The 22,568-nt window shown below is 59.8% G+C and carries 19 protein-coding genes; 7 read left to right on the top strand and 12 right to left on the bottom strand.

The features are described from left to right. Positions 1–3: 3 nt before the first annotated feature. Both QFI97_RS15650 and QFI97_RS15645 read right to left on the bottom strand, forming a co-directional pair. Positions 4–1,392 carry a NarK family nitrate/nitrite MFS transporter gene (locus tag QFI97_RS15650; RefSeq protein WP_095097662.1) on the bottom strand — a complete coding sequence of 463 codons (1,389 nt, stop codon included), beginning with the start codon at positions 1,390–1,392 and terminating at the stop codon, positions 4–6. Between the two features lie 287 nt (positions 1,393–1,679). Continuing rightward, a complete protein-coding gene (locus QFI97_RS15645) occupies positions 1,680–2,264 on the bottom strand; it encodes a TetR family transcriptional regulator (protein ID WP_346431542.1) in 585 nt (194 codons plus the stop codon). A 120-nt stretch (positions 2,265–2,384) separates the two neighbouring features. Between QFI97_RS15645 and QFI97_RS15640 the strand changes: the two genes are divergently transcribed. Further along, positions 2,385–3,884 carry a SmvA family efflux MFS transporter gene (locus tag QFI97_RS15640; protein ID WP_346431541.1) on the top strand — a complete coding sequence of 500 codons (1,500 nt, stop codon included), beginning with the start codon at positions 2,385–2,387 and terminating at the stop codon, positions 3,882–3,884. A gap of 79 nt (positions 3,885–3,963) precedes the next feature. Here QFI97_RS15640 and yddG read toward each other — a convergent pair whose 3' ends face one another. Further along, complete coding sequence (gene yddG / locus QFI97_RS15635) at positions 3,964–4,842, bottom strand: aromatic amino acid DMT transporter YddG (protein ID WP_095097668.1); 879 nt, start codon at positions 4,840–4,842, stop codon at positions 3,964–3,966. Between the two features lie 225 nt (positions 4,843–5,067). On the opposite strand from yddG, the gene fdnG reads away from it, so the two are divergent. Genes fdnG through fdnI form a run of 3 tightly spaced genes read left to right on the top strand, consistent with a single transcriptional unit; the run spans position 5,068 to position 9,660 of the window. Continuing rightward, complete coding sequence (fdnG, locus tag QFI97_RS15630; protein ID WP_346431540.1) at positions 5,068–8,115, top strand: formate dehydrogenase-N subunit alpha; 3,048 nt, start codon at positions 5,068–5,070, stop codon at positions 8,113–8,115. Between the two features lie 11 nt (positions 8,116–8,126). Next, positions 8,127–9,011, top strand: a complete 885-nt coding sequence (gene fdxH / locus QFI97_RS15625) for a formate dehydrogenase subunit beta (protein ID WP_346431539.1) — start codon at positions 8,127–8,129, stop codon at positions 9,009–9,011. After that, positions 9,004–9,660: a formate dehydrogenase-N subunit gamma gene (gene fdnI, locus QFI97_RS15620; protein ID WP_346432097.1), complete on the top strand. Its 657-nt coding sequence runs from the start codon at positions 9,004–9,006 to the stop codon at positions 9,658–9,660. The genes fdxH and fdnI overlap by 8 nt, the downstream gene beginning before the upstream one ends. 47 nt (positions 9,661–9,707) lie before the next feature. On the opposite strand, the gene QFI97_RS15615 is transcribed toward fdnI, so the two are convergent. Both QFI97_RS15615 and ppk2 read right to left on the bottom strand, forming a co-directional pair. Further along, positions 9,708–10,139, bottom strand: coding sequence for a VOC family protein (locus QFI97_RS15615; RefSeq protein ID WP_346431538.1), 432 nt, complete (start codon positions 10,137–10,139; stop codon positions 9,708–9,710). A 168-nt stretch (positions 10,140–10,307) separates the two neighbouring features. Beyond that, positions 10,308–11,126: a polyphosphate kinase 2 gene (ppk2, locus tag QFI97_RS15610; RefSeq protein ID WP_346431537.1), complete on the bottom strand. Its 819-nt coding sequence runs from the start codon at positions 11,124–11,126 to the stop codon at positions 10,308–10,310. A 332-nt stretch (positions 11,127–11,458) separates the two neighbouring features. Between ppk2 and araJ the strand changes: the two genes are divergently transcribed. Further along, positions 11,459–12,610: an MFS transporter AraJ gene (araJ, locus tag QFI97_RS15605; protein WP_095097687.1), complete on the top strand. Its 1,152-nt coding sequence runs from the start codon at positions 11,459–11,461 to the stop codon at positions 12,608–12,610. A gap of 42 nt (positions 12,611–12,652) precedes the next feature. Here araJ and QFI97_RS15600 read toward each other — a convergent pair whose 3' ends face one another. Genes QFI97_RS15600 through QFI97_RS15575 form a run of 6 tightly spaced genes read right to left on the bottom strand, consistent with a single transcriptional unit; the run spans position 12,653 to position 19,765 of the window. Further along, a complete protein-coding gene (locus QFI97_RS15600; protein WP_346431536.1) occupies positions 12,653–13,744 on the bottom strand; it encodes an alkylhydroperoxidase domain protein in 1,092 nt (363 codons plus the stop codon). 9 nt (positions 13,745–13,753) lie between these two features. Continuing rightward, positions 13,754–14,743 carry a putative FMN-dependent luciferase-like monooxygenase gene (locus QFI97_RS15595; protein ID WP_095097693.1) on the bottom strand — a complete coding sequence of 330 codons (990 nt, stop codon included), beginning with the start codon at positions 14,741–14,743 and terminating at the stop codon, positions 13,754–13,756. After that, positions 14,733–16,343 (bottom strand): dipeptide ABC transporter ATP-binding protein, encoded by a 1,611-nt coding sequence (locus tag QFI97_RS15590; RefSeq protein WP_346431535.1) that lies wholly within the window; start codon positions 16,341–16,343, stop codon positions 14,733–14,735. The genes QFI97_RS15595 and QFI97_RS15590 overlap by 11 nt, the downstream gene beginning before the upstream one ends. Then, the gene (locus QFI97_RS15585; RefSeq protein WP_346431534.1) at positions 16,340–17,191 is read right to left on the bottom strand and encodes an ABC transporter permease; all 852 of its coding nucleotides are present in this window, start codon (positions 17,189–17,191) and stop codon (positions 16,340–16,342) included. Before QFI97_RS15585 ends, QFI97_RS15590 begins: the two co-directional genes overlap by 4 nt. Beyond that, positions 17,188–18,132: an ABC transporter permease gene (locus QFI97_RS15580; RefSeq protein WP_346431533.1), complete on the bottom strand. Its 945-nt coding sequence runs from the start codon at positions 18,130–18,132 to the stop codon at positions 17,188–17,190. Before QFI97_RS15580 ends, QFI97_RS15585 begins: the two co-directional genes overlap by 4 nt. Before the next feature lie 10 nt (positions 18,133–18,142). Beyond that, complete coding sequence (locus tag QFI97_RS15575; protein WP_346431532.1) at positions 18,143–19,765, bottom strand: TIGR04028 family ABC transporter substrate-binding protein; 1,623 nt, start codon at positions 19,763–19,765, stop codon at positions 18,143–18,145. A 299-nt stretch (positions 19,766–20,064) separates the two neighbouring features. Between QFI97_RS15575 and QFI97_RS15570 the strand changes: the two genes are divergently transcribed. Continuing rightward, a complete protein-coding gene (locus tag QFI97_RS15570; RefSeq protein ID WP_346431531.1) occupies positions 20,065–20,634 on the top strand; it encodes a hypothetical protein in 570 nt (189 codons plus the stop codon). A 42-nt stretch (positions 20,635–20,676) separates the two neighbouring features. Here the strand turns inward: QFI97_RS15570 and adhP are convergent, their stop codons facing one another. Then, the gene (adhP, locus tag QFI97_RS15565) at positions 20,677–21,687 is read right to left on the bottom strand and encodes an alcohol dehydrogenase AdhP (RefSeq protein ID WP_346431530.1); all 1,011 of its coding nucleotides are present in this window, start codon (positions 21,685–21,687) and stop codon (positions 20,677–20,679) included. Between the two features lie 256 nt (positions 21,688–21,943). On the opposite strand from adhP, the gene QFI97_RS15560 reads away from it, so the two are divergent. Beyond that, positions 21,944–22,543: an inorganic diphosphatase gene (locus QFI97_RS15560; RefSeq protein ID WP_346431529.1), complete on the top strand. Its 600-nt coding sequence runs from the start codon at positions 21,944–21,946 to the stop codon at positions 22,541–22,543. The last annotated feature ends 25 nt before the right edge of the window (positions 22,544–22,568 follow it).

The raw sequence follows: 22,568 nt of genomic DNA, 5'->3' as shown, positions 1-22,568 counted from the left end.
TGTTTATTTCGTCGCCGGCCTGCGGCGCCCGTAGACCAGCCAGGTCACCAGCACGCAAACCACGTAAAACACAAAAAAGATCTTCATGGCGCCGACCGGGGAGCCGGTCATGGCCAGCGAGGTGCCGAAGGCTTTGGGGATGAAGAAGCCCCCCACGGCGCCAATGGCGGAGATAAAGCCGAGCGCGGCGGCGGTATCGGTCACCGCCTCATGCTGGGCCTGTTCGTCGGTACCGCCGCGCTTTTTGACGCTATCGACGGTGATTTGGCGAAAGATCACGGCGATCATCTGGAAGGTGGAGCCGCTGCCGAGGCCGGCGGTCAGGAACAGCCCCATAAACACCACGTAAAAGGCGAGGAAGCTGCCGGAACCGGAGCCCGGCAGGGTGAGAAACAGCAGGCCGGTAAACAGCGCCATCAGGATAAAGTTGGCGAGGGTCACGTTAACCCCGCCGAGGCGGTCAGAGATAATGCCGCCAAATGAACGGGCCAGGGCGCCGATAAACGGCCCGAAAAAGGCCAGCTGCAGGATATTGACGTCCGGGAACTGGGTTTTCGCCAGCATCGCAAAGCCCGCGGAAAAGCCGATAAACGAGCCGAAGGTCGCGAGATACAGCAGGCTCAGCAGCCACATATGCGGACGTTTTAGCACCGGCAGCTGATCGCGAATGGAGGTTTTGGAACCAGCGATATCGTTCATGCCGAACCAGGCGGCCGCGGTGGCGATCAGCAGCAGCGGGACCCAGATAAGCGGCGAGTTGCCCAGCCACAGGGTTGAGCCGTCCGGCTGCCCGGCGCCGCGCACGCCGAGGAAGGTAAACAGCGGGAGGAAAACGAAAACAGGCGAGAGCAGCTGCATCACGCTGACGCCGAGGTTGCCCAGCCCGCCGTTCACGCCCAGCGCGCTGCCCTGTTTTGCTTTCGGGTAGAAAAAGCTGATATTGCCCATGCTGGAGGCAAAGTTGGCGCCGGCGAAACCGCACAGCAGAGCGATGATGATAAATATCCAGTACGGCGTAGCCGGGTTCTGTACCGCGAAACCGAGCCACAGGCATGGCACCACTAATATAACGGTACTGATTACCGTCCAGTAGCGCCCGCCAAATATTGGCACCATAAACGAATAGGGCACGCGTAATATTGCCCCGGAAAGCGAAGGAAGGGCGGTTAATAAAAAGAGCTGGTCGGTAGTGAAATTAAATCCTACTTTATTAAGATTCACCGCTACTGCGCTAAATAACATCCATACGCAGAAGGCGAGTAGCAGACAAGTTACTGAAATAAAAAGGTTTCTCCGCGCGATCTTTTTACCTTTATTTTCCCAAAATGCCGGGTTTTCGGGTCGCCAGTCTTTTAAAAGGTAATGATTATCTTTCTCATTTTGTATTGACATATTGCCCTCGATTGCACCGTGACCAAACAAAAATAGAGATGAGAAAACAGAAAATTAAGCTGAGGCTGTTATGAAGGCTGGTCGTTTTAATTATTGTAATGTTTGAAAGAATAGATAAAAAAAACGGTGCAGAAGAAAACACGCGGCGAATAGAGGGTTGTTATTTGTTACAAAATGTAAATAATATGTTGCATGAAAGGGCGCTGCTGGCCGCATCAGCAGGAGGGCCGCGCTGGGTGAACCGTCTCCCACCCGCGCGGGCGGGAGACGTCGGGCCTGCCGGTTATTCAGGAAGGGCGAAAAAGCTCCATCGTTATATAATAGTTTATATATCGACTAAAGGCAGCGTCATCAATCTCTTTCATTCCCAGCGCGTAAATACCGTCTAATCCGCAGACGAGGGCGATGAGCCGCCACGCAATATTCTCCGCGCTATCGCCCGGGTGAAACTCCCCGGCCGCGGTTCCGTGCTGAATAATGTTGACCGTCTCTTCGTGCCACAGGCTCATGGTGAGCAGGTAGGCCGCTTTGATATCGCGATCGCTGCTGGAAAGCAGCTGCCCCTCGCGCCACAGGCGAATGTACGGCTCCAGTCGGCCATCTTCGCTGCCCAGCATCGAAAACAGACGCTCGTTCCAGCTTGCCGCGTCATCAACCAGCTGGATGGCCAGCATATCCCGAATCAGCTGGACGAAGGCGTGGGCCTTAAGCTCGCCGATGGAGGTGAAGTGGTGGTGCAGCTGCCCGGTAGCAACGCCGGCCTCGCTGGCTATTTGCCGGACGGTCATCGCGCCAAGGCCGCCGCGCAGGGCCACGCGCATCGCCGCCTGCAGGATAACTTCCCGACGATCTTCCCGACTTAAATAGTTCATATTCTCCCGCCGTGCAGTGGTTTTCATTGATAGTAACAAAAAGTTGGACAGTCGTTCAACAATCCGGCAGGATCGCAATCCTGGACGCGTGTCCAATTTAGTTAATTGAGGAAATGTAGTATGTCTCGGCAATGGTTAACGCTAATAGCGATTTTGCTGGTTTATCTTCCAGTGGCGATCGATGCCACGGTGCTGCACGTGGCGGCGCCAACGCTTAGCGTATCCTTGAGTACCAGCAGCAACGAGCTGCTGTGGATCATTGATATCTATTCATTAGTGATGGCCGGCATGGTGCTGCCGATGGGCGCGCTTGGCGACAAAATCGGCTTTAAGCGCCTGCTGCTGCTCGGCAGCGGAATTTTCGGCCTCGCATCGCTGGCGGCGGCCTTTTCCCCCAGCGCGATGGCGCTGATTGCCTCCCGGGCGCTGCTGGCCATCGGCGCCGCGATGATTGTCCCGGCGACGCTGGCCGGCATTCGTAACACCTTTGCCGAAGCCCGCCACCGCAATATGGCGTTGGGCCTGTGGGCGGCGATTGGCTCCGGCGGCGCGGCTTTCGGCCCGCTGGTGGGCGGAATGCTGCTGGAACATTTCTACTGGGGATCGGTATTCCTGCTCAACGTCCCCATCGTGCTGGTGGTCATGGCCTTCAGCGCGCGGATGGTGCCTCGCCAGCCCGCGCGACGCGAGCAGCCGCTGAATATGCTGCAGGCGTTGATGCTGATTACGGCGATCCTGATGCTGGTCTTTAGCGCCAAAACGGCGCTGAAAGGGCAGCTTGAGCTGTGGATCACCGGGCTGGTGGCCCTTGCCGGGGCGGGGATGCTGTTCTCCTTCGTGCGCCGGCAGCTCTCATCGGCGAGGCCGATGGTGGATATGCGCCTCTTCACGCACCGCATTATTTTAAGCGGCGTGATGATGGCGATGACGGCGCTGATTACGCTGGTGGGTTTCGAGCTGCTGATGGCGCAGGAGCTGCAGTTTGTGCACGGTAAAACGCCGTTTGAGGCCGGGCTGTTTATGCTGCCGCTGATGGTGGCAAGCGGATTTAGCGGGCCGATCGCCGGGATGATGGTCTCGCGTCTCGGCCTGCGCCAGGTGGCCACCGGCGGGATGCTGCTGAGCGCGTTCAGCTTCCTCGGACTGTCGTTGACCGACTTCAGCAGCCAGCCGTGGCTGGCGTGGGGGCTGATGACCCTGCTTGGCTTCAGCGTTGCCAGCGCGCTGCTGGCCTCCAGCTCGGCGATTATGGCCGCCGCGCCAAAAGAGAAGGCGGCCGCGGCGGGAGCGATTGAAACGATGGCCTACGAGCTCGGCGCCGGGCTGGGCATTGCGCTATTTGGCCTGATCCTGACCCGCAGCTACAGCTCGTCGATTGTGTTGCCGACCGGCGTCGACGGCGGCGCGGCGGCGCAGGCCGCATCCTCTATCAGCGAGGCGATAAAGCTGGCCCAGTCGATGCCCGCTATTCCGGCCCATGCGCTGGTTGAGGCGGCCAAAACGGCGTTTATCAGCGCCCACAGTATCGTCCTGGCGACCGCCGGCGTCCTGCTGCTGCTGCTGGCGGTAGGGATCTGGCGCAGCCTGGGGAAAGCGCCGCCGGTGAATGGCGCCCTATAGCCGAAGAGAGAGCTCCTTTGCGGCCCGGCGCCTGTCGCGGCCGCAGGTACGCCAACGTTGAGCGCCGCCAGCGGGGAGGCTAGCGGCGGGTCGCGTACCAGCAGAGCAGGGAGCCGGCGCATACCATGCCGGCTCCCTGCCAGAACGACCACGAGAGGGACGCGCTCAGCAGCACCGCCGCCAGCGCGGATGAGAGCACCGGCGTAAAGTACGATGCCGCCGCCAGCAGGCTGACGTTGCCGTGCAGAATTCCCACGTTCCACGCCGCATAGGCCAGCCCCAGCGCCACCGCGACCATCACCAGCTTGATAACCACCGGCCAGCTAAAGACCATCGGCGGCTGCTCGCTGAACAGGAATTTCAGCCACAGGGTCAGGGCCGTTAATAATACAAACAGGGTGATGCCGTTTTTGCCCTTCGCATATTTGGCGGTCACCGTGCAATAGGCCGCCCAGATAAAGGCGCCGACGAACGCCAGAATATAGCTCAGGGGGCTGGAGACGACGTTGCTGATAATTTCATCGCTATTCAGGCCGTGCTCACCGCCTAATACCCAAACGACGCCAAACAGCGCAATAAATAAGCCGGGAATAACCAGCCAGGTGCTTTTCTGCTGATTAAAGAGAATGGCGAATAAAATCGTCAGGCTGGGCCACAGATAGTTGACCATACCCACTTCGATCGCCTGCTGGCGGGTGCCGGCAAAGCCCAGCGAAAGCGCGAGGCAGATTTCATAGCTGACAAACAGCAGGCTGCCGGCCAGTAAATAGCGGCGCGGGATCTGACGCAGCTGCGGGAAACCGACGGTAAACACCAGCAAAATACCGCTCAGGCTGTAGATCATTGCCGCGCCGCCCACCGGGCCTAACCCTTCACTCACTCCGCGAATCAAACCGACCATCGTGCTCCACAGCACAATAGCCACCAGTCCGGTTAATGTTGCCTTCTTCTTTTCCATCTTAAACCTGATGCCAATAGCAGTTCAGCTTGGATTTATAACACTTTTCTATTCCGCGAGGCCGATATTTTCATCAGCGGTTAATACTAAGGAGGTAATTAAACTCGCGAGGCCTGACTATTAAGGGGGCGAGCGTTTTCGACATTGATTTGACGCAATAAAAACAGGGTCATTGCTGTTAGTTTCCCCTCCGCAATGAACAAAATTCCTGCATGGAGAAAATCAATGGACGTCAGCCGCAGAAAGTTTTTCAAAATCTGCGCAGGCGGTATGGCCGGAACAACAGCTGCTGCCCTGGGTTTTGCACCCAAAATGGCGCTGGCTCAGGCGCGTAGCTATAAGCTATTGCGCGCCAAAGAGATCCGCAACACCTGCACATACTGCTCCGTGGGCTGCGGGCTATTAATGTATAGCCTGGGCGACGGCGCGAAGAACGCGAAAGAAGCGATTTATCATATCGAAGGGGACCCGGATCATCCGGTGAGCCGCGGCGCGTTGTGCCCGAAAGGGGCCGGTTTGCTGGACTACGTGCACAGCGAAAACCGCCTGCGCTACCCGGAATATCGCGCGCCGGGTTCCGACAGGTGGCAGCGTATTTCGTGGGATGACGCCTTCGAGCGCATTGCCAAATTAATGAAAGCCGACCGTGACGCTAACTTTATTGAGAACAACGAACAGGGCGTAACGGTTAACCGCTGGCTTTCCACCGGGATGCTGTGCGCATCCGCGGCGAGTAATGAAACCGGCATGCTGACGCAGAAGTTTGTTCGCTCTCTCGGCATGCTGGCGGTAGACAACCAGGCGCGCGTCTGACACGGACCAACGGTAGCAAGTCTTGCTCCAACATTTGGTCGCGGTGCGATGACCAACCACTGGGTTGATATCAAAAACGCTAACGTCGTGATGGTGATGGGCGGCAACGCCGCAGAAGCGCATCCGGTGGGATTCCGCTGGGCGTTAGAAGCGAAGAACAGCAACGACGCGACGCTTATCGTCGTCGATCCGCGCTTTACGCGTACGGCATCGGTGGCCGATATCTATGCGCCGATCCGCTCCGGTACCGACATCACTTTCCTGTCGGGGGTGCTGCTGTACCTGATTGAAAACAACAAAATTAACGCCGAATACGTGCAGCATTACACCAACGCTAACCTGCTGGTGCGCGATGATTTTGCCTTCGATGACGGCCTGTTCAGCGGCTATGACGCTGAAAAACGCCAGTACGATAAGTCCTCCTGGAACTACCAGTTTGATGAGAACGGCTTTGCGAAACGCGATGAAACCCTGACCCACCCGCGCTGCGTCTGGAACCTGTTGAAACAGCACGTCTCCCGCTATACGCCGGACGTGGTGGAGAACATCTGCGGGACGCCGAAAGCGGACTTCCTCAAGGTGTGCGAAGTGCTGGCCTCCACCAGCGCGGCGGATCGCACCACAACCTTCCTCTACGCGCTGGGCTGGACGCAGCACACCGTCGGGGCGCAGAACATCCGCACTATGGCGATGATCCAGCTGCTGCTCGGCAATATGGGGATGGCGGGCGGCGGAGTGAACGCCCTGCGCGGACACTCCAATATCCAGGGGCTGACCGACCTCGGGCTGCTGTCGACCAGCCTGAGCGGCTATCTGACGCTGCCGTCGGAAAAGCAGACGGATCTGCAAAGCTACCTGCAGGCCAACACGCCAAAAGCGACGCTGGATGAGCAGGTGAACTACTGGGGTAACTATCCTAAGTTCTTCGTCAGCCTGATGAAATCCTTCTACGGCGACGCAGCGCGCCAGGAGAACGACTGGGGCTTTAACTGGTTACCGAAATGGGATCAGGCCTACGACGTCATCAAATACTTCAATATGATGGATAGCGGCAAAGTTAACGGCTACATCTGTCAGGGCTTTAACCCGGTGGCGTCCTTCCCGGACAAAAACAAGGTGGTGCGCAGCCTCAGCAAGCTGAAGTACATGGTGGTTATCGATCCGCTGGTGACCGAAACCTCCGTCTTCTGGCAGAACCACGGCGAGTCCAACGACGTCGACCCGGCGGCGATCCAGACGGAAGTCTTCCGCCTGCCGTCCACCTGCTTTGCCGAAGAGGATGGCTCCATCGCCAACTCCGGACGCTGGCTGCAGTGGCACTGGAAAGGCCAGGATGCGCCGGGCGAAGCGCGCAACGACGGCGAAATCCTCGCCGGTATCTACCACCGTCTGCGCGAAATGTACCGCGCCGAGGGCGGTAAGGGCGCCGAGCCGCTGCTGCAGATGGGCTGGAACTACAAACGGCCGGACCACCCGGAATCGGAAGAGGTGGCGAAAGAGAACAACGGCTACGCGCTGGCGGATCTCTATGACGCCAGCGGCGCGCTGGTGGCGAAAAAAGGCCAGCTGCTGGACAGCTTCGCGCTGCTGCGCGATGACGGTTCAACCTCATCCTCCTGCTGGATTTATACCGGCAGCTGGACCGAGCAGGGCAACCAGATGGCCAACCGCGACAACGCGGACCCGTCGGGCCTTGGCAACACGCTGGGCTGGGCGTGGGCGTGGCCGCTGAACCGCCGCGTGCTCTATAACCGCGCGTCGGCGGATATCAACGGCAGGCCGTGGGATGCGAAACGGATGCTGATCCAGTGGAACGGCGCTAAGTGGGTCGGTAACGACATTCCGGACTTCAACACCGCGCCGCCGGGGAGCAAAACCGGTCCGTTTATCATGCAGCAGGAGGGCCTCGGCCGTCTGTTTGCGCTGGATAAGCTGGCGGAAGGTCCGTTCCCCGAGCACTACGAGCCGATGGAGACGCCGCTGGGCACCAACCCGCTGCACCCGAACGTTATCTCCAGTCCGGTGGTGCGTCTGTACGAAGAGGATGCCGTGCGTTTAGGTAAGAAAGATAGGTTCCCGTACGTCGGCACGACCTATCGCCTGACCGAGCACTTCCACACCTGGACCAAGCACGCGCGGCTTAACGCCATCGCGCAGCCGGAACAGTTCGTCGAAATCAGCGAGGGGCTGGCGAAAGCCAAGGGGATTGCCAACGGCGATCGCGTGACGGTCAGCAGCATGCGCGGCTTTATTCGCGCGGTGGCGGTGGTGACCCGCCGCCTGCGGACCCTCAACGTCAACGGCCAGCAGGTGGAAACCGTCGGAATTCCGCTGCACTGGGGCTTTGAAGGGGTGGCCCGTAAGGGCTACATCGCCAATACCCTGACGCCGAACGTCGGCGATTCCAATTCGCAAACGCCGGAGTATAAGGCGTTTCTGGTCAACATCGAGAAAGCGTAAGGGGCGATTCAATGGCGATGGAAACACAGGACATTATTAAACGCTCCGCGACTAACCCTATGACTCCCGCGCCCCGCGCGCGGGACTTTAAGGCGGAAGTCGCCAAGCTTATCGATGTTTCATCCTGCGTGGGCTGTAAGGCCTGCCAGGTGGCCTGTTCCGAGTGGAATGATATCCGCGATGAAGTGGGGCACTGCGTCGGGGTTTACGATAACCCGGCGGATCTCAGCGCTAAATCCTGGACGGTGATGCGCTTTAGCGAAACCGAACAGAACGGCAGGCTGGAGTGGCTGATTCGTAAAGACGGCTGCATGCACTGCGAAGATCCGGGCTGCCTGAAGGCATGCCCCTCCGCCGGGGCGATTATTCAGTACGCTAACGGCATCGTCGACTTCCAGCAGGAAAACTGTATCGGCTGCGGCTACTGCATCGCCGGCTGTCCGTTTAACGTCCCGCGCCTCAATAAAGAGGATAACCGGGTCTATAAATGCACGCTGTGCGTTGACCGCGTTAGCGTGGGCCAGGAGCCGGCCTGCGTAAAAACCTGTCCGACCGGCGCTATCCATTTCGGCAGCAAGAAAGAGATGCTGGAGGTGGCGCAGGAGCGGGTCAACAAGCTGAAGGCGCGCGGCTATCCGCACGCCGGGGTGTACAACCCGCCGCGCGTTGGCGGCACGCACGTGATGTACGTGCTGCATCACGCCGACCAGCCGGAGCTGTACCACAAGCTGCCGAACGACCCGACAATCGATACCAGCATCAATCTGTGGAAAGGGGCGCTGAAGCCGCTCTCGGCGCTGGGCTTTGTCGCCACCTTTGCCGGGCTGATTTATCACTACATCGGGATCGGGCCGAACAAGGAAGTGGATGACGATGAGGAGCAACATGATGAGTAATTCGAAGATGATTGTGCGTACGAAGTTTATCGACCGCGCCTGTCACTGGACGGTGGTTATCTGCTTCTTTCTGGTTTCACTCTCCGGGATCGCGTTCTTCTTTCCGACCCTGCAGTGGCTGACGGAAACCTTCGGTACGCCGCAGATGGGACGCATCCTGCATCCCTTCTTCGGGGTGGTGATTTTTATCGCCCTGATGTTTATGTTCGTCCGTTTTGTGCACCACAACATCCCCGACAGGCAGGATATTCCGTGGCTGAAGGGGATTGTTGAGGTGCTGAAAGGCAACGAGCACAAGGTGGCGCGGGTTGGGAAATATAACGCCGGGCAGAAGATGATGTTCTGGACCATTATGAGCATGATTTTTGTGCTGCTGGTGAGCGGGGTGATTATCTGGCGGCCGTACTTTGCCCACTATTTCCCGATTCAGGTCATTCGCTACGGCCTGCTGATCCACGCGGCGTCGGCGATTGTGCTGATCCACGCCATCCTGATCCATATGTATATGGCGTTCTGGGTGAAAGGGTCGATTAAGGGCATGGTTGAAGGCAAGGTGAGCCGCCGTTGGGCGAAAAAGCACCATCCGCGCTGGTACCGCGATGTCGAACGTCTGGAAGCGAAGAAAGAGAGTTCGCAGGGGATGAAATAGGCCTGCCGCTGAATTGTGGATGGCGCGACCGATGTCGCGCCATTTTTTTAGCCTTTGCCGCGCATGACCTCCAGACCCACGCGCTGGCCGTAAGAGAGCTCGAGGGTATTGCCATCCGGGTCGGCGAAGAATACGTAGTAGCCCACCGGCTCGCCGAGCTGTTCAGGCTCGCTGCGCAGCACTCCCTCCCGACGCGCCATCGCGGTTTTTTCATCGATCTCCTGCCGCGTCGCGCACGCGACCCCGAGATGACCGAACGGCCCAAGCGTGGTATCGGTGTGGCTATCCGTCTGCACCAGCACCAGCGCGAACGGGCGGGTGCGGTCGCTCAGCCAGGCCACGTGGCGGGCGGAAGGCAGATCGGGCGAACGCCGGTGGATCACCTGCATCGCGGTGTAGCGGCTATAAAAATCGATACTCTTTTGCAGATCGCGAACCATAAAGGCTACGTGGGTAAAACCGCTGTCAACTTCCTGCATAGCGCTGCTCCTTATTGGTCGTTTTGCTCTGCCGACAACGGTAATACCTCAGGTTAACCTGAGGTAAAGAGCGGATTGTGCCATCTGTGCCCGCCATTACGGGTAGCGGTGGTGAGGCTCCCGCCGGTGCGGGAGCCAGCGGGAGCCAGCGGGAGCCAGCGGGAGAGGCTAGAAGTGTTCCTTGATAAAACGGAAGGGGTATTCGATGGATTTGGCCTTGCCCGTTTTGCGTTTGGGCAATTTAACCGGCTCGATATGCGGGTTCTTGTAGGGGATCTGCGTCAGCAGGTGGGTAATGATATTCAGGCGAACGCGCTTCTTCTCCTCCGAGCGGGCGACAAACCACGGCGCCCAGGCGGTATCGGTGGCGGCGAACATCGCGTCCCGGGCGGCAGTGTAGTCGTCCCAGCGGTTAAACGACTTGATGTCCATTGGCGACAGCTTCCAGATTTTGCGTCCGTCGTTGATGCGGTCGCGCAGGCGGCGCTCCTGCTCCTCCGGGGTAACTTCAAGCCAGTATTTCAGCAAAATGATCCCCGATTCCACCATGGCCCGTTCGACCATCGGCGCGCCTTCGAGGAATTTGTCGGTCTGTTCGGGGGTACAAAAGCCCATCACCCGCTCGACGCCGGCGCGGTTGTACCAGCTGCGGTCGAAGATCGCTATCTCTCCGGCGGCGGGTAAAAAGGGAATATAGCGCTGATAGTAGAGCTGGCTCTTCTCGCGCTCGGTGGGCGCCGGCAGGGCGACAACCCGAAACACGCGCGGGCTGACCCGCTCGGTGATGGCTTTGATGGTGCCGCCTTTCCCGGCGCCATCCCGACCTTCAAACACGATACAGACCTTCAGCCCCTGGCTGACGACCCACAGCTGCAGCTTGACCAGCTCAACGTGCAGCTTGCGCAGCGCTTTTTCATACTCTTTATCGCTGAGCGGCTCGGTTTTACCGACGCGATCGATGGCTTTGCTTTTTTTCTTGTTTCCCATGAGCTCTTCTCCGTCGTCTATCGCGCCAGGGTGAGCGCTTTACTATGAAGTGTAATAACCGCGCCAGCGGCCGGCGGAAAATATTAATCGCCGCGCGGGGCGTTAATTAAGCAACGGAGGAGATATTCATGCAGCTATCGCGCCGTTATATGGATAAAAATGTCACTTTACGTTTTTGGCTGGCCTGCCGCCGTCGAATGGTCAATAATGCCGACCGAAAGTAAAAACAAAGGGTTATACCGCCAGGGATTGACCTGTTTGCCACGTTGCCCGGCCTGCCGTCTCGCCCGCCTGGGGCCTGGGCAAGCCTGTATTATTTAAGGTTCAGAAGTATGAAAAAAACTATTTTTTCGTTAGCGCTTGGCACCTTTGGTCTGGGTATGGCGGAATTTGGCATTATGGGCGTACTGCCGGAAGTGGCCCACGACGTGGGAATATCGATCCCCGTCGCCGGAAATATGATCTCTTATTACGCCTGCGGGGTGGTGATCGGCGCCCCGGTGATGGCGCTGGTCTCAAGCCGCTTTTCGTTAAAATCGATCATGCTATTTCTGGTCGCGCTCAGCGTTATTGGTAATGCCGTTTTTGCCTTTTCTTCGAGCTATTCCATGCTGGCGGTCGGCCGGCTGGTCTCCGGTTTTCCCCACGGCGCTTTTTTTGGCGTTGGCGCGATTATCCTGTCGAAAATTGCCCCACCGGGAAAAGTCACCGCGGCGGTCGCCGGGATGATAGGCGGGATGACGGTAGCGAATCTCATTGGCGTGCCTGCCGGCACCTGGATCGGCCACCAGTTTAGCTGGCGCGACACTTTCCTGGCTCTGTCTATATTTAACGTCGCGGTATTTCTGTCTATTATCCGCTGGGTGCCGACGCTATTTGATAAATCCGCGACGCGATTACGCGAACAGTTTTACTTTTTAAAATCCCCCGCGCCGTGGCTGATATTTGCCGCCACGCTGTTTGGCAACGCCGGCGTATTTGCGTGGTTCAGCTATATCAAGCCGTTTATGATTAACGTTGCCGGTTTTTCCGAAGGCGCGATCATCTTTATTATGATGCTGGTTGGCCTGGGGATGGTGCTGGGCAACGTGCTCAGCGGCAAAATTTCCTCCCGCTTTAGCCCCTTGCGTATTGCCGCCGCCACTGACGGCACGATCGCCGTGGTGCTGCTGCTGATGTTTATCTTCGGCGATCGTCCACCGGCGGCGCTGCTGCTGGCCTTTATCTGCTGTACCGGTCTGTTTGCGCTGGCGGCGCCGCTGCAAATCCTGTTGCTGCAAAACGCCCGCGGCGGGGAGATGCTGGGGGCGGCGGGGGGACAGATTGCGTTTAACCTCGGCAGCGCGATTGGCGCCCTGTGCGGCGGAATGATGCTGACGTTGGGCTTTGGCTGGAGCTCGGTTGCGCTGCCGGCCGCCGGGCTCTCCTTCCTGGCCATGAGTTCGCTGCTGATTTACGCCCGCTATCAGCGCAGCCTTCGCTAGCCGCTGCGCGCCATTCTTATCGCGGCGCGCAGGGCTGATGACTCAATCCGCAAACGGCTCGCCGAGGGTCAGCATCAGGCGATTTGCCCAGGCGAAAAATGCGGCGGATTGCAGCAGGTCGAGCTGGGCGAGGGTATCGAGCCCCTGGCGTTCAACGGCGGCCAGATGACCGGGGCCGAGCGCCGACGGGGTGACCGAGATCGCCGCGGCAAAATCAATTTCCGCCTGCCAGCGCGCCGACTGGCCGTCGCTGAGATTATCGCCCGGCGTTACCGCCAGCAGCGTTTCCACCGCCGTCGCCTCTTTTGCCAGCTGGGCCGCCTTGCGGGCGTGCACCGACGCGCAATAAATACAGCCGTTAACTTTGCTGGCCACCGTAGCCGCCAGCTCCCTTTCCGCGCGCGGTAGCCCGCCCGGCGTGTAGAAGATGCCCTTGTCGGTTAGCGTGCGCTGCTCCAGCAGCGGCTGGTTGCGGGCAAGCAGGCGAAAGTAGGGCGAGTCGCTGTGGCCATATTTCGCCAGAATACCCTGTTCGGCTGCGCTGAATTCGTCCAGCGGTTTGGCGGCGATCCACGGTTCCCAGCTCAGCTCGTCGCGGGTGAAGTGCACCGGCGCACGCTTACCGCTGACCGTCTGCGGCGCGGTATGCCAGAAGCCGGCAACCACCGGCGTCTCCGCGCTGACCACCGGCTTACCGTTTAGCAGCCGCAGCCCGGCGATCAGCCGGCTCTGGAAGCTCACAAAGGCGATCAGCTGGGCGAGGGTGACCACCGCCCGCAGGCTCCAGCCGGCGTGAGTTAACGTCTGCAGCGCCGCAGGCGTGGCCTCAATCGGGGTAAAGGTCAGCAGGCGGGCAAACCCCAGCGCGGGGATCAGCCGCGGCGAGGTCGGGTCGGCAAGACCAAATCCGGCGTAGTGGGCGGCGAGGGCGTCGGCCTGGTGCAGCTTGGCCACCTTCGCCGCGACCGCAAAGCGCTCGTTCAGGGGGAAATCCTCCTCCTCCTGGCCGAACAGCGTTTCATAGCTGCCCTGGGCATGGCGGGTGGCTGCATCGCGCACGGCTCGGGCCTGGGCCAATGCGGAATCCGGGGCAATATCGGCCAGCTCAGCCAAAATATCCTGACTCAGTGTCATGGTGACTCCTTACTGTAGTTGCGGGGCAATATGCTGAGCGATCAGCTCAATGGAACGCAGCGTGTCGCGATGCGAAGGTTCAACGGAGTGGACCTGGAACGAAATATCGGTCACCCGCGCCAGCACGCTATCCTGCGCCAGCGAAGCCTTCACCTGTTCGACATCGCCGACGTGGGCATCCAGCTGAGAGAGATAATCTGTGACAGTGTCACCAACAAGCTGATGTCCGGCAGCGCGGTGCGCCGCTGCCTGACGACGCAGGCCTGGCTCCGCCACCTGCAGGGCGTACTGCCGGCTGTCGGCAACAAACGCGGTGCGTGAGGCGAGGATCCTCGGTGCGACCCCCGCCGGGAGCGCGCTGAGGTAGGCGTCGATAATCGGATTCTGGATGGCGTCCAGCGGCAGCTGCGGCTGACCGACGGGGCGCGGCTGGGTGCGGGAGAGCATCAGTCCGTGCCCGGCCTGGCCCGCGCGGATCGCCCCTTCGGCGGAAAACGTGGCAATCCATATGCGCTCGGCGAGCTGCGGCGCCGGCGGGTAGAGATGGTTATCCGGATGGGCCAGCGAATCGCCGCGCCAGGCGCTGTGGATCAGATGCAGGTGTTCGGCGAAGACCTCTCCCCGCCGTTCGCTGGTGAGGCCAAAGGGTAAAAACGAGGTCGGCGTGCCGCCCGAACCAAAGCCTACTTCCAGCCGCCCGTCTGCTAACAGATCCAGCACCGCCGCGTCTTCGGCAACGCGCAGCGGATTTTCCATCGGCAGGGTAATGATGGCGGTGCCAAGGCGAATACGCTCGGTATGCGCGGCGGCATGGGCGAGAAACACCAGCGGTGACGGCAGGCCGCCCTCATGCTCATGGAAATGGTGCTGCGCAATCCACGCGCTATCGAAGCCGAGACGTTCGGCGTGGCGGATCTGTTCGGTCGCCAGGCGGTAGCGCTCCTTTGGCGCCGCGTCGTCCAGCAGACGGGTGAAAAAGCCCAGACGTTTACGCGTCATGCAACCTCCTTGCTTGAGGTGGAAAGTGGGGAATAGCGGCGATAAGCTCGCGGGTGTAATCGTGCTGCGGCGCGGCGAACAGACGGTTAACCTCACCGTGTTCGACAACCTGTCCGGCGCGCAGGACCGTCACGCTGTGGGCGATGCGGCGCACCGTGGCCAGATCGTGAGTAATAAACAGATAGGTCAGCCCCAGCTGCTGCTGGAGCTGCTGCAGCAGGGCCAGAATTTGCGCCTGAACCGTGACGTCGAGCGCCGAGGTGGCTTCATCCAGCACCAGGATGGTCGGCTCCAGCACCAGCGCGCGGGCAATAGCCACCCGCTGGCGCTGGCCGCCGGAGAGCTCGCGGGCGGTTCGTCCCAGCAGCTCGGGGGCGAGGGCAACCCTGGCGGCAACCGCCTCGACGCGGGCGCGCCGCTGGGTCGGGCTGAGCCGGCCAAAGTTTTTCAGCGGCTCTTCGATAATTTCCAGTAGCGTCTGGCGCGGATCGAGCGAGGCGAACGGGTTTTGATAGACGAACTGAATTTTGCGCCGCAGCTGGCGCTGCGCTTCGCGGCTTAAATGTCCGGCATTGATGCCGTCAATGGCAATCTCGCCGCTATCGGCGCGCTCAAAACCGAGCAGGATCCTCGCGAGGGTGGTTTTCCCTGAACCGGATTCGCCGACCAGCGCGTGGGTGCTGCCGCGCCGCACCTCAAAGCTCACGCTATCCAGCGCCTGCAGATGCGAATGGCCCAACGAAAAGCGCTTGCTGACGCCTTCGAGGCGGATGGCCGGCGTCGCCAGCCCGCGTCCGCCCGCCGGGGCGATAGTCAGGCTTTGCCCCTGCAGGTCGCTGAGCAGCTGGCGGGTGTAGGCGTGCTGCGGCGCGCGGATCACGTCGGCCGTAGCGCCGTGCTCCTGAATTTCGCCGTGGCGAAACACCAGCAGGCGGTCGGCGCGCTGCGCCGCCAGCGCCAGATCGTGGGTGACAAACAGCACCGCGGTGCCGGATTCCCGGCGCAGGGTATCGAGCAGGTCGAGAATGCGCTTTTGTACCGTGACGTCGAGGGCGCTGGTGGGCTCGTCGGCAATGATTAAATCGGGCTTCAGGGCGATGGCTATCGCGATCAGTACCCGCTGCTTCATGCCGCCGGAGAGCTGATGCGGGTACTGGTTAAAGCGCTGCTCGGGATGGCTCAGGCCGACTTTCTCCAGCAGCGCCAGCACCTGATTCTTGCGCTCGGCGGCGCTGTGCTTTTGATGCAGGCGGAGGATCTCCCCGACCTGGGCGCCGATGGTCTGCACCGGGTTCAGCGAGTTGCCCGGGTCCTGAGGCACCAGGCTGATGCGCGCGCCGCGCAGGCTATCGAGCCGCTTTGCCGACCAGCCGCTGATATCCTCGGCGTTAATGATGACCCGCCCGCCGTCGCGGCGGGCGTTATCCGCCAGCAGGCCGATAATCGCCTGGGCGGTGGTGGTCTTGCCGGAGCCGGACTCGCCGACAAATGCCAGCATTTCGCCCCGCCTGACGCTAAAGCTGACGCCATGCACGACCTCGCGCCACTGCTGCCGGGAGCGGTAGCTGATGCGCAGGTTTTCGACGCTTAATACGTTCATGCGCGTTCTCCGCTGAATTGACGGCTGATGCGGTTGGCGGCGAGCACCACCGCAACGACCGCCACGCCGGGGAAGGTGGTCAGCCACCAGGCGGTTGAAAGATAGTTGCGCCCTTCGGCAATCAGCAGCCCCCATTCCGGGACGGGGGGCGGAGTGCCGTAGCCGAGGAAGCTCAGGGTGGAGAGCGCGAGGATCGCCTGGCCGAACTGCAGGGTGGCGAACGCCAGCACCGCGGTCAGCGAATTCGGCAAAATATGTCGCCAGAAGACGGCGAAGAAGGTCCCGCCGCTGCCGTAAGCCGCCTCGACATAATCGCTATGGCGCACGCGAACCACCTCCGCCCGCGCCAGGCGGGCAAAGCTGGCAATCGCGGCGACGCCAACGGCCACGGCGGCGTTGACGGTGCCGAAGCCGAGGATAATGATCACCGTGAGCGACAGCAGCAGCGAAGGGATCGCCAGCAGAACGTCAACCAGCCGCATCACCACCGACTCCACGCGTCCGGCGGCGGCTCCGGCAAGGGTGCCGAGCGCACTGCCGACGATCAGCCCGATGGCGACCGCCGCCAGCGCCGCGCTGAGGGAGTGCACGGCGCCGTAAACAATTCGCGCCCACAGGTCGCGACCCAGCTGGTCGGTGCCGAGCCAGTGCCCAGCCTGAGGCGCCAGGCGCTGGGCGCCGGGTATCCCTTCCAGCGGATTCCAGGAGGTAAAAAGCTGCGGCGCGACGGCCAGCAGCGCGGCGGTAACGATGACCGCCCAGGCCAGCCACAGCCCCGGCTGCAGGCGCAGGCTGCGCCGGCTAAACGTCCGGCGGCGGGCGGCGATGGCGTAATCGACCAGACTCATGCAGCACCTCCGGCAAGCGGTTTCAAACGAGGGTCAAACAGCGGCATCAGCAGATCGACCAGCAGGTTAATCAGCACGAAGCCAAGGGCCGAGATCATCACCACCGCCTGCAGCACGGCGATATCCTGATTATTCACCGCCTGCTGGGTTAGCTGCCCGAGCCCGCCGCGGCCAAATACGGTTTCGGTAATGAGCGCGCCGGCGATCAGTTCGCCAAGCAGCAGGCCGGCGATGTTCAGTACCGGCAGCAGGGCGTTACCGATGACGTGTCGCCACAGCACGCCGGTTTCGCTCATTCCTTTGGCCCGGGCGACGGCGACGAACGGCAGCGCGGCAACCTGGTCCATACTACGCAGCAGAATCTGCGCCAGCGGCGCGGAGATGGGCACCGCCACGGCAATAATCGGCAGAATCAGCCCCTGTAGCGGGCTGGGGTTGATCACCGGGATCCAGCGCAGCTGGAAGGAGAACAACTGAATCAGGGCGATGCCGAGCCAGAAGGTGGGCAGGGAGATAAACAGCACCGGCAGCGATTGCAGGGCGTTGCTCAGCCAGCGTAGCCCCGGCAGCCGCGCAGCGAAGGCGAGGGTAAACGCCAGCGCGATCGCCGCGATAAAGGCCGGAAACGCGAGGCTCAGGGTTTGCGGAAGATTGCTGGCGAGCAGCGCGTTGACCGCGATCCCCGCCTGCAGCGAGTAGCCAAAATCTCCGCGCAGCATCGCCAGCAGGCTGTGCACATACTGTCGCCACAGCGGGCTATCGGCGCCGTAGGCGAGGCGCATTTCGGCAATTTGCGCCGGGCTGAGGCCAAGATCCGGATTCTGGAACTTGATCAGCACCGCATCGCCCGGCAGAACCTGCAGCAGCACGAAGGAGAGGGTGAACGCCGCCCACAGCACCAGTAAACTCTGGCCCAGCCGGCTTAGAAGATAGCGGCTCATCGTCGGCTCCTTAATGCTTTTCGAGCCACGCGCCGTAGAACGACGGGCGGCCAACCGCTTCAAAACTGACGCCTTTCACCCATTTCGCTCCGGCAAAGACCTGCGGCTCCTCAAAAATAGGGATCACATAGGCGTTATCCAGCAGATAGCGCTGGGCGTCGCCGGTGAGCTGCAGGCGCTTCTGCGCATCAACTTCGGCAGAGATGGCGGTGAGCAGGGCGTTGAGCTTATCGTCGCGGAAGCTCTGCACCTTGTCGCTGGAGCCGCCTTTTTGCAGCAGAGCATCGCGGTTGCCCGGGAAGAACATGCTTTTCACCACGTCCGGGTCGGCGCGACCGACCTCGGAAACGGTGAGCGGAGTTTTAAGCGGATCGAGGTTATCGAGGGTCCGGCTGCCGGCGTCTCCGGCCTTGACGCTGAGCGCCACGCCGACCTGCCGCCACTGTTGAGCAACCAGCTGCAGCACCTCTTTATTTTGCGGCTGCGGCAGCGATTCATAGACCGTTAGCGCCAGCCGCTGGCCATCTTTGGCCCGAATACCGTCGGCGGCCGTTTTCCAGCCCGCTTCGTCCAGCAGGGCGTTGGCCTTCGCCGGGTCGAAGGTTAGCCTGTCGCTGAGGTTGACATAACCCGCCGCCGAGCTGGCGATGGCCGACGTGGCCTGCGGGTAGTTGGCGGAAAACAGGGTATCGACGACCTGCTTCGCGTTAGTGGCATGCAGCAGCGCCTGGCGAACGCGCAGATCGGAAACCAGCGGGTTATCCGGACGGAAGCTGAGGCTATCGTTCACTCCGCGAGTCGGCGCGGCGTAGATCGTAAAGCCCTGGTCGGTGGCCTGCTTTTCATCGTAGGCCTGAACCTGGCGGATAAAGTCGGCCTGGCCCGCCAGCAGCGCGCCGATGCGCACGCTATCTTCCGGGGTGACGATAAAGGTAATACCGTCGAGGTTCGCCGGCCCCTGCTGCGGCAGGTTTTTTGGCCCCCACCGGTAATCTTTGCGGGCAACCAGCGTCAGCTCGCGGCCCGGTTTTTCATCTTTAACGCTGAACGGGCCGGAGCCGATAATATTGCGCGCGTCGCCGAGCTCTTCGAAGTTGCGCTGCAGCGTGCTAAGCGACACCAGCCCGGAGCCGATGGTCGCCGTGCCCTGCAGGAAGCCGGGGGAGGTTTTTTTGAAATAGAACTTTACCGTCAGCGGGTCGATGACCTCGCTACGATCGTAGTTGTTTATCACCTCTGAGACCGGCAGGCGGTGGGCCTTATTCCCCAGCCCGTAGGTATCAAAGTTTTTGGCAACCGCGTTGGCGTCCAGCGGAGTGCCGTCGGAGAAGGTGACGCCGGGGCGTAGCCTGAACGTATATTCGGTTTTGTCGGCGTTAGTGCTCCAGCTTTCGGCAATCCACGGCTCAACCTCTAAGGTTTTGGGGTTCTGCCAGGTCAGCTTATCGGTGATCTGGTTGAGGATCCCGCCGTTAGGATAGAAGCCCCCGGCGGGCGGATAAAGGTTGGTATGCGGCTGCTGCTCAAGATAAATTAAGGTGCCGCCTTTAACCGGCGTATCGGCGGCCCAGGCTGAAAAGGCGCCTGATAAAAAAAGTGCTGCCAGCGCGGGCAGACGAAAACGGCTTTGCATGGTGAATTCCTTTGTTATCTATTGTGTTGTCATCATCCGGCGCGGTTATTGACAAAGGAACGAAGCATTTGCGCTAAGCATGTGCATAAAAAGCATTAATACCTGGGATAATTCAAACTGCGCCTGCGTTGACGGCAGTCACTTACTTAGGGAATTCTCTCCTGGCCGCCTTGGTGCCGGGTTAATTTTATTTTTTTCGGCTGGCACTAATCTCATAATTTGATAAAAAGATTGAGATGATACTTAAGGTTGATAAATTAATGGCCGACAAATGAATGTCGCTAAACGGGAAAAGGGTAATGCTGAAATATTTACTGGGGCTGGCGGTGGTGTTATTGACCGGCTGCACCGCGGCGCCGAATTTACCGCCGACCGATACCATAACGAAAGTTAAGCCGATCTCGGCCGGTATTATTGCGGTGTCCAATAAATACACCTATCGGTTTTATCGGGACGGCGTCCCGCAGGAGTATCAGCGCTATAACACCTTCTACCAGCGTTTTAATAAAGTCGCCGCGGGCGTGCGGGTAAACTTTGCGGTTAAGCAACATGAGGTGGTGGCGGAATATCTGGTGGTGATTGATAAGCGTAAACTGGACGCAGCGCAGCAGACGATATTAACCAATGAATATAAAGCGACGGCGCTGGATAGTGAACATCTCGGCGTGTTGTTTAAAGCTTCCGGCTACTGGACGGCAGGGAATCCGAACGAGCTTGAAGAGTCCTGGCGACTCTCCAGCCCGGTGGTGGTGTCGATCAACGATCGGACGCAAACTCTTTCTACCCTCGGAACCATCGCGCTGATCCCGCTGGTGCCGCTATTTCCGCTGTACATGATGTACGGATGCGCGACCGGGCCGTGCGTATAGCCTGAGCAGACGCCTCTCCCTGATTCGGAAGAGGCGCAAAGATCAGCGACGGAAGTCGATAACCATACGGCCGCGGATCTGCCCCTGTTCCATCTCTTTAAAGATGGCGTTGATATCGCCCAGCGGGCGCAGCGTCACTTTTGGCACCACTTTCCCTTCGGCGGCAAACTGGAAGGCCTCAATCAGATCCTGACGGGTACCCACCAGCGAACCCACCACTTCGATACCGTCCAGCACCAGACGCGGAATGTCGAGGCTCATGGCTTCCGGCGGCAGGCCAACGGCCACCACGCGGCCACCGGCGCGCACGGCGTCGACGGCAGAGTTGAACGCGGCCTTCGCGACGGCGGTCACCACGGCGGCATGGGCGCCGCCGGTCTTCTCCTGAATAACCTTCGCCGCGTCTTCGCTGCGGGAGTTGACGGTCAGGTCGGCGCCCATCTCTGCGGCCAGCTTCAGCTGCTCATCGTTGACGTCGATGGCGATAACTTTGGCATTGAAGACGTTTTTCGCATACTGCAGCGCCAGATTGCCCAGGCCGCCAAGGCCGTAAATCGCGATCCACTGGCCCGGCTTGACGTGGGAGACTTTCACCGCTTTGTAGGTCGTTACGCCGGCGCAGGTGATGCTGCTGGCGGCCGCGGAGTCGAGGCCATCCGGGACTTTTACCGCATAGTTGGCGGTGACGATACACTCTTCCGCCATGCCGCCGTCAACGGTATAGCCGGCGTTTTTTACCGAGCGGCAGAGCGTTTCGTTGCCGCTGTTACAGTAATCACAGTGGCCGCAGCCTTCAAAGAACCATGCCACGCTGGCGCGATCGCCGGGTTTCAGTGAATTTACGCCGGGACCGACCTGCAGAACCACGCCGACGCCCTCATGCCCGAGGATAACGCCGGTTTTATCACCAAAATCGCCGTTTTTGACGTGCAGGTCGGTGTGGCAGACGCCACAGCAGTCCATTTTCAGCAGCGCTTCGCCATGTTGCAGGGGACGCAGCGTTTTTTCCGTTACATTGACCTGATGATCGTGAGTGACAACGGCAGCTCTCATGTTTTCTCCTTGATATTAGTGACAAATCACGTCGTGTTCTTTGTGAATAATACTCATTAAGGATTAACTGTTGTGCCGTTAAATGCAAGTTTTGTAGTGAAAAGTGTGGTTTAAATCAGGCGTCGTGGCTAAAAGAACGTTTTTTGCTCAATATTATAGCTGTTAATATTTATGCCATGAATCGGTCATATTCCTTTCATTGCTTACCGGCAGGCTGTTATTGGACAATTTCTTATAACAACAGAGTGATAACCCAATGCATCTGGTAAAAAACATCATCGCCGCAACGCTGCTCTTCTCCGCCGCCGCTCAGGCCGATAACGTGCTGGATTTCCCGCAGCCGGAAAACAATCCGGAGGAGTTTTACGCGGTCACCGAAATTCCCGCCGGCGGCATTATCAAATATGAAACTGACGCCAAAACCGGGTTTATCATCGCCGATCGTTTCCAGTCGATGCCGGTGACTTATCCGGCCAACTACGGCTCGCTGACCCAGTCGCTGGCCGGTGATGGCGATCCGCTTGATGTGGTGTTCTATACCCGCGCGCCGATGGCGCCCGGAACCTTGATTAAGCTGCGGGCGATTGGCGTGCTGAAGATGATCGATGGCGGTGAGAAGGACGATAAAATCATCGCCGTGCCGGCCAGCAAAATTGATCCGACTTATGACGATATTAAAAGCATCAGCGATCTGCCGAAAATGGAGCAGGAGCGTTTGCAGGCCTTCTTCCGGGTTTATAAGCAGCTGCCGGATGGCCGTAAAAAGGTGGAGCTGAACGGCTTTAACGATGCCGAGACGGCGAAACAGGAAATTAAACAGGCATGGGATGCCTGGAAAGCGAAAAAGCCGCAGTAACCGGCTAAACGAAGCCCGGCTCAGG

Origin of the sequence: Klebsiella scottii, from assembly GCF_036561945.1 — a bacterium.
GTDB classification, from domain to species: Bacteria; Pseudomonadota; Gammaproteobacteria; order Enterobacterales; family Enterobacteriaceae; genus Klebsiella; species Klebsiella scottii.
This window is presented reverse-complemented; position numbering and strand designations above follow the sequence as displayed.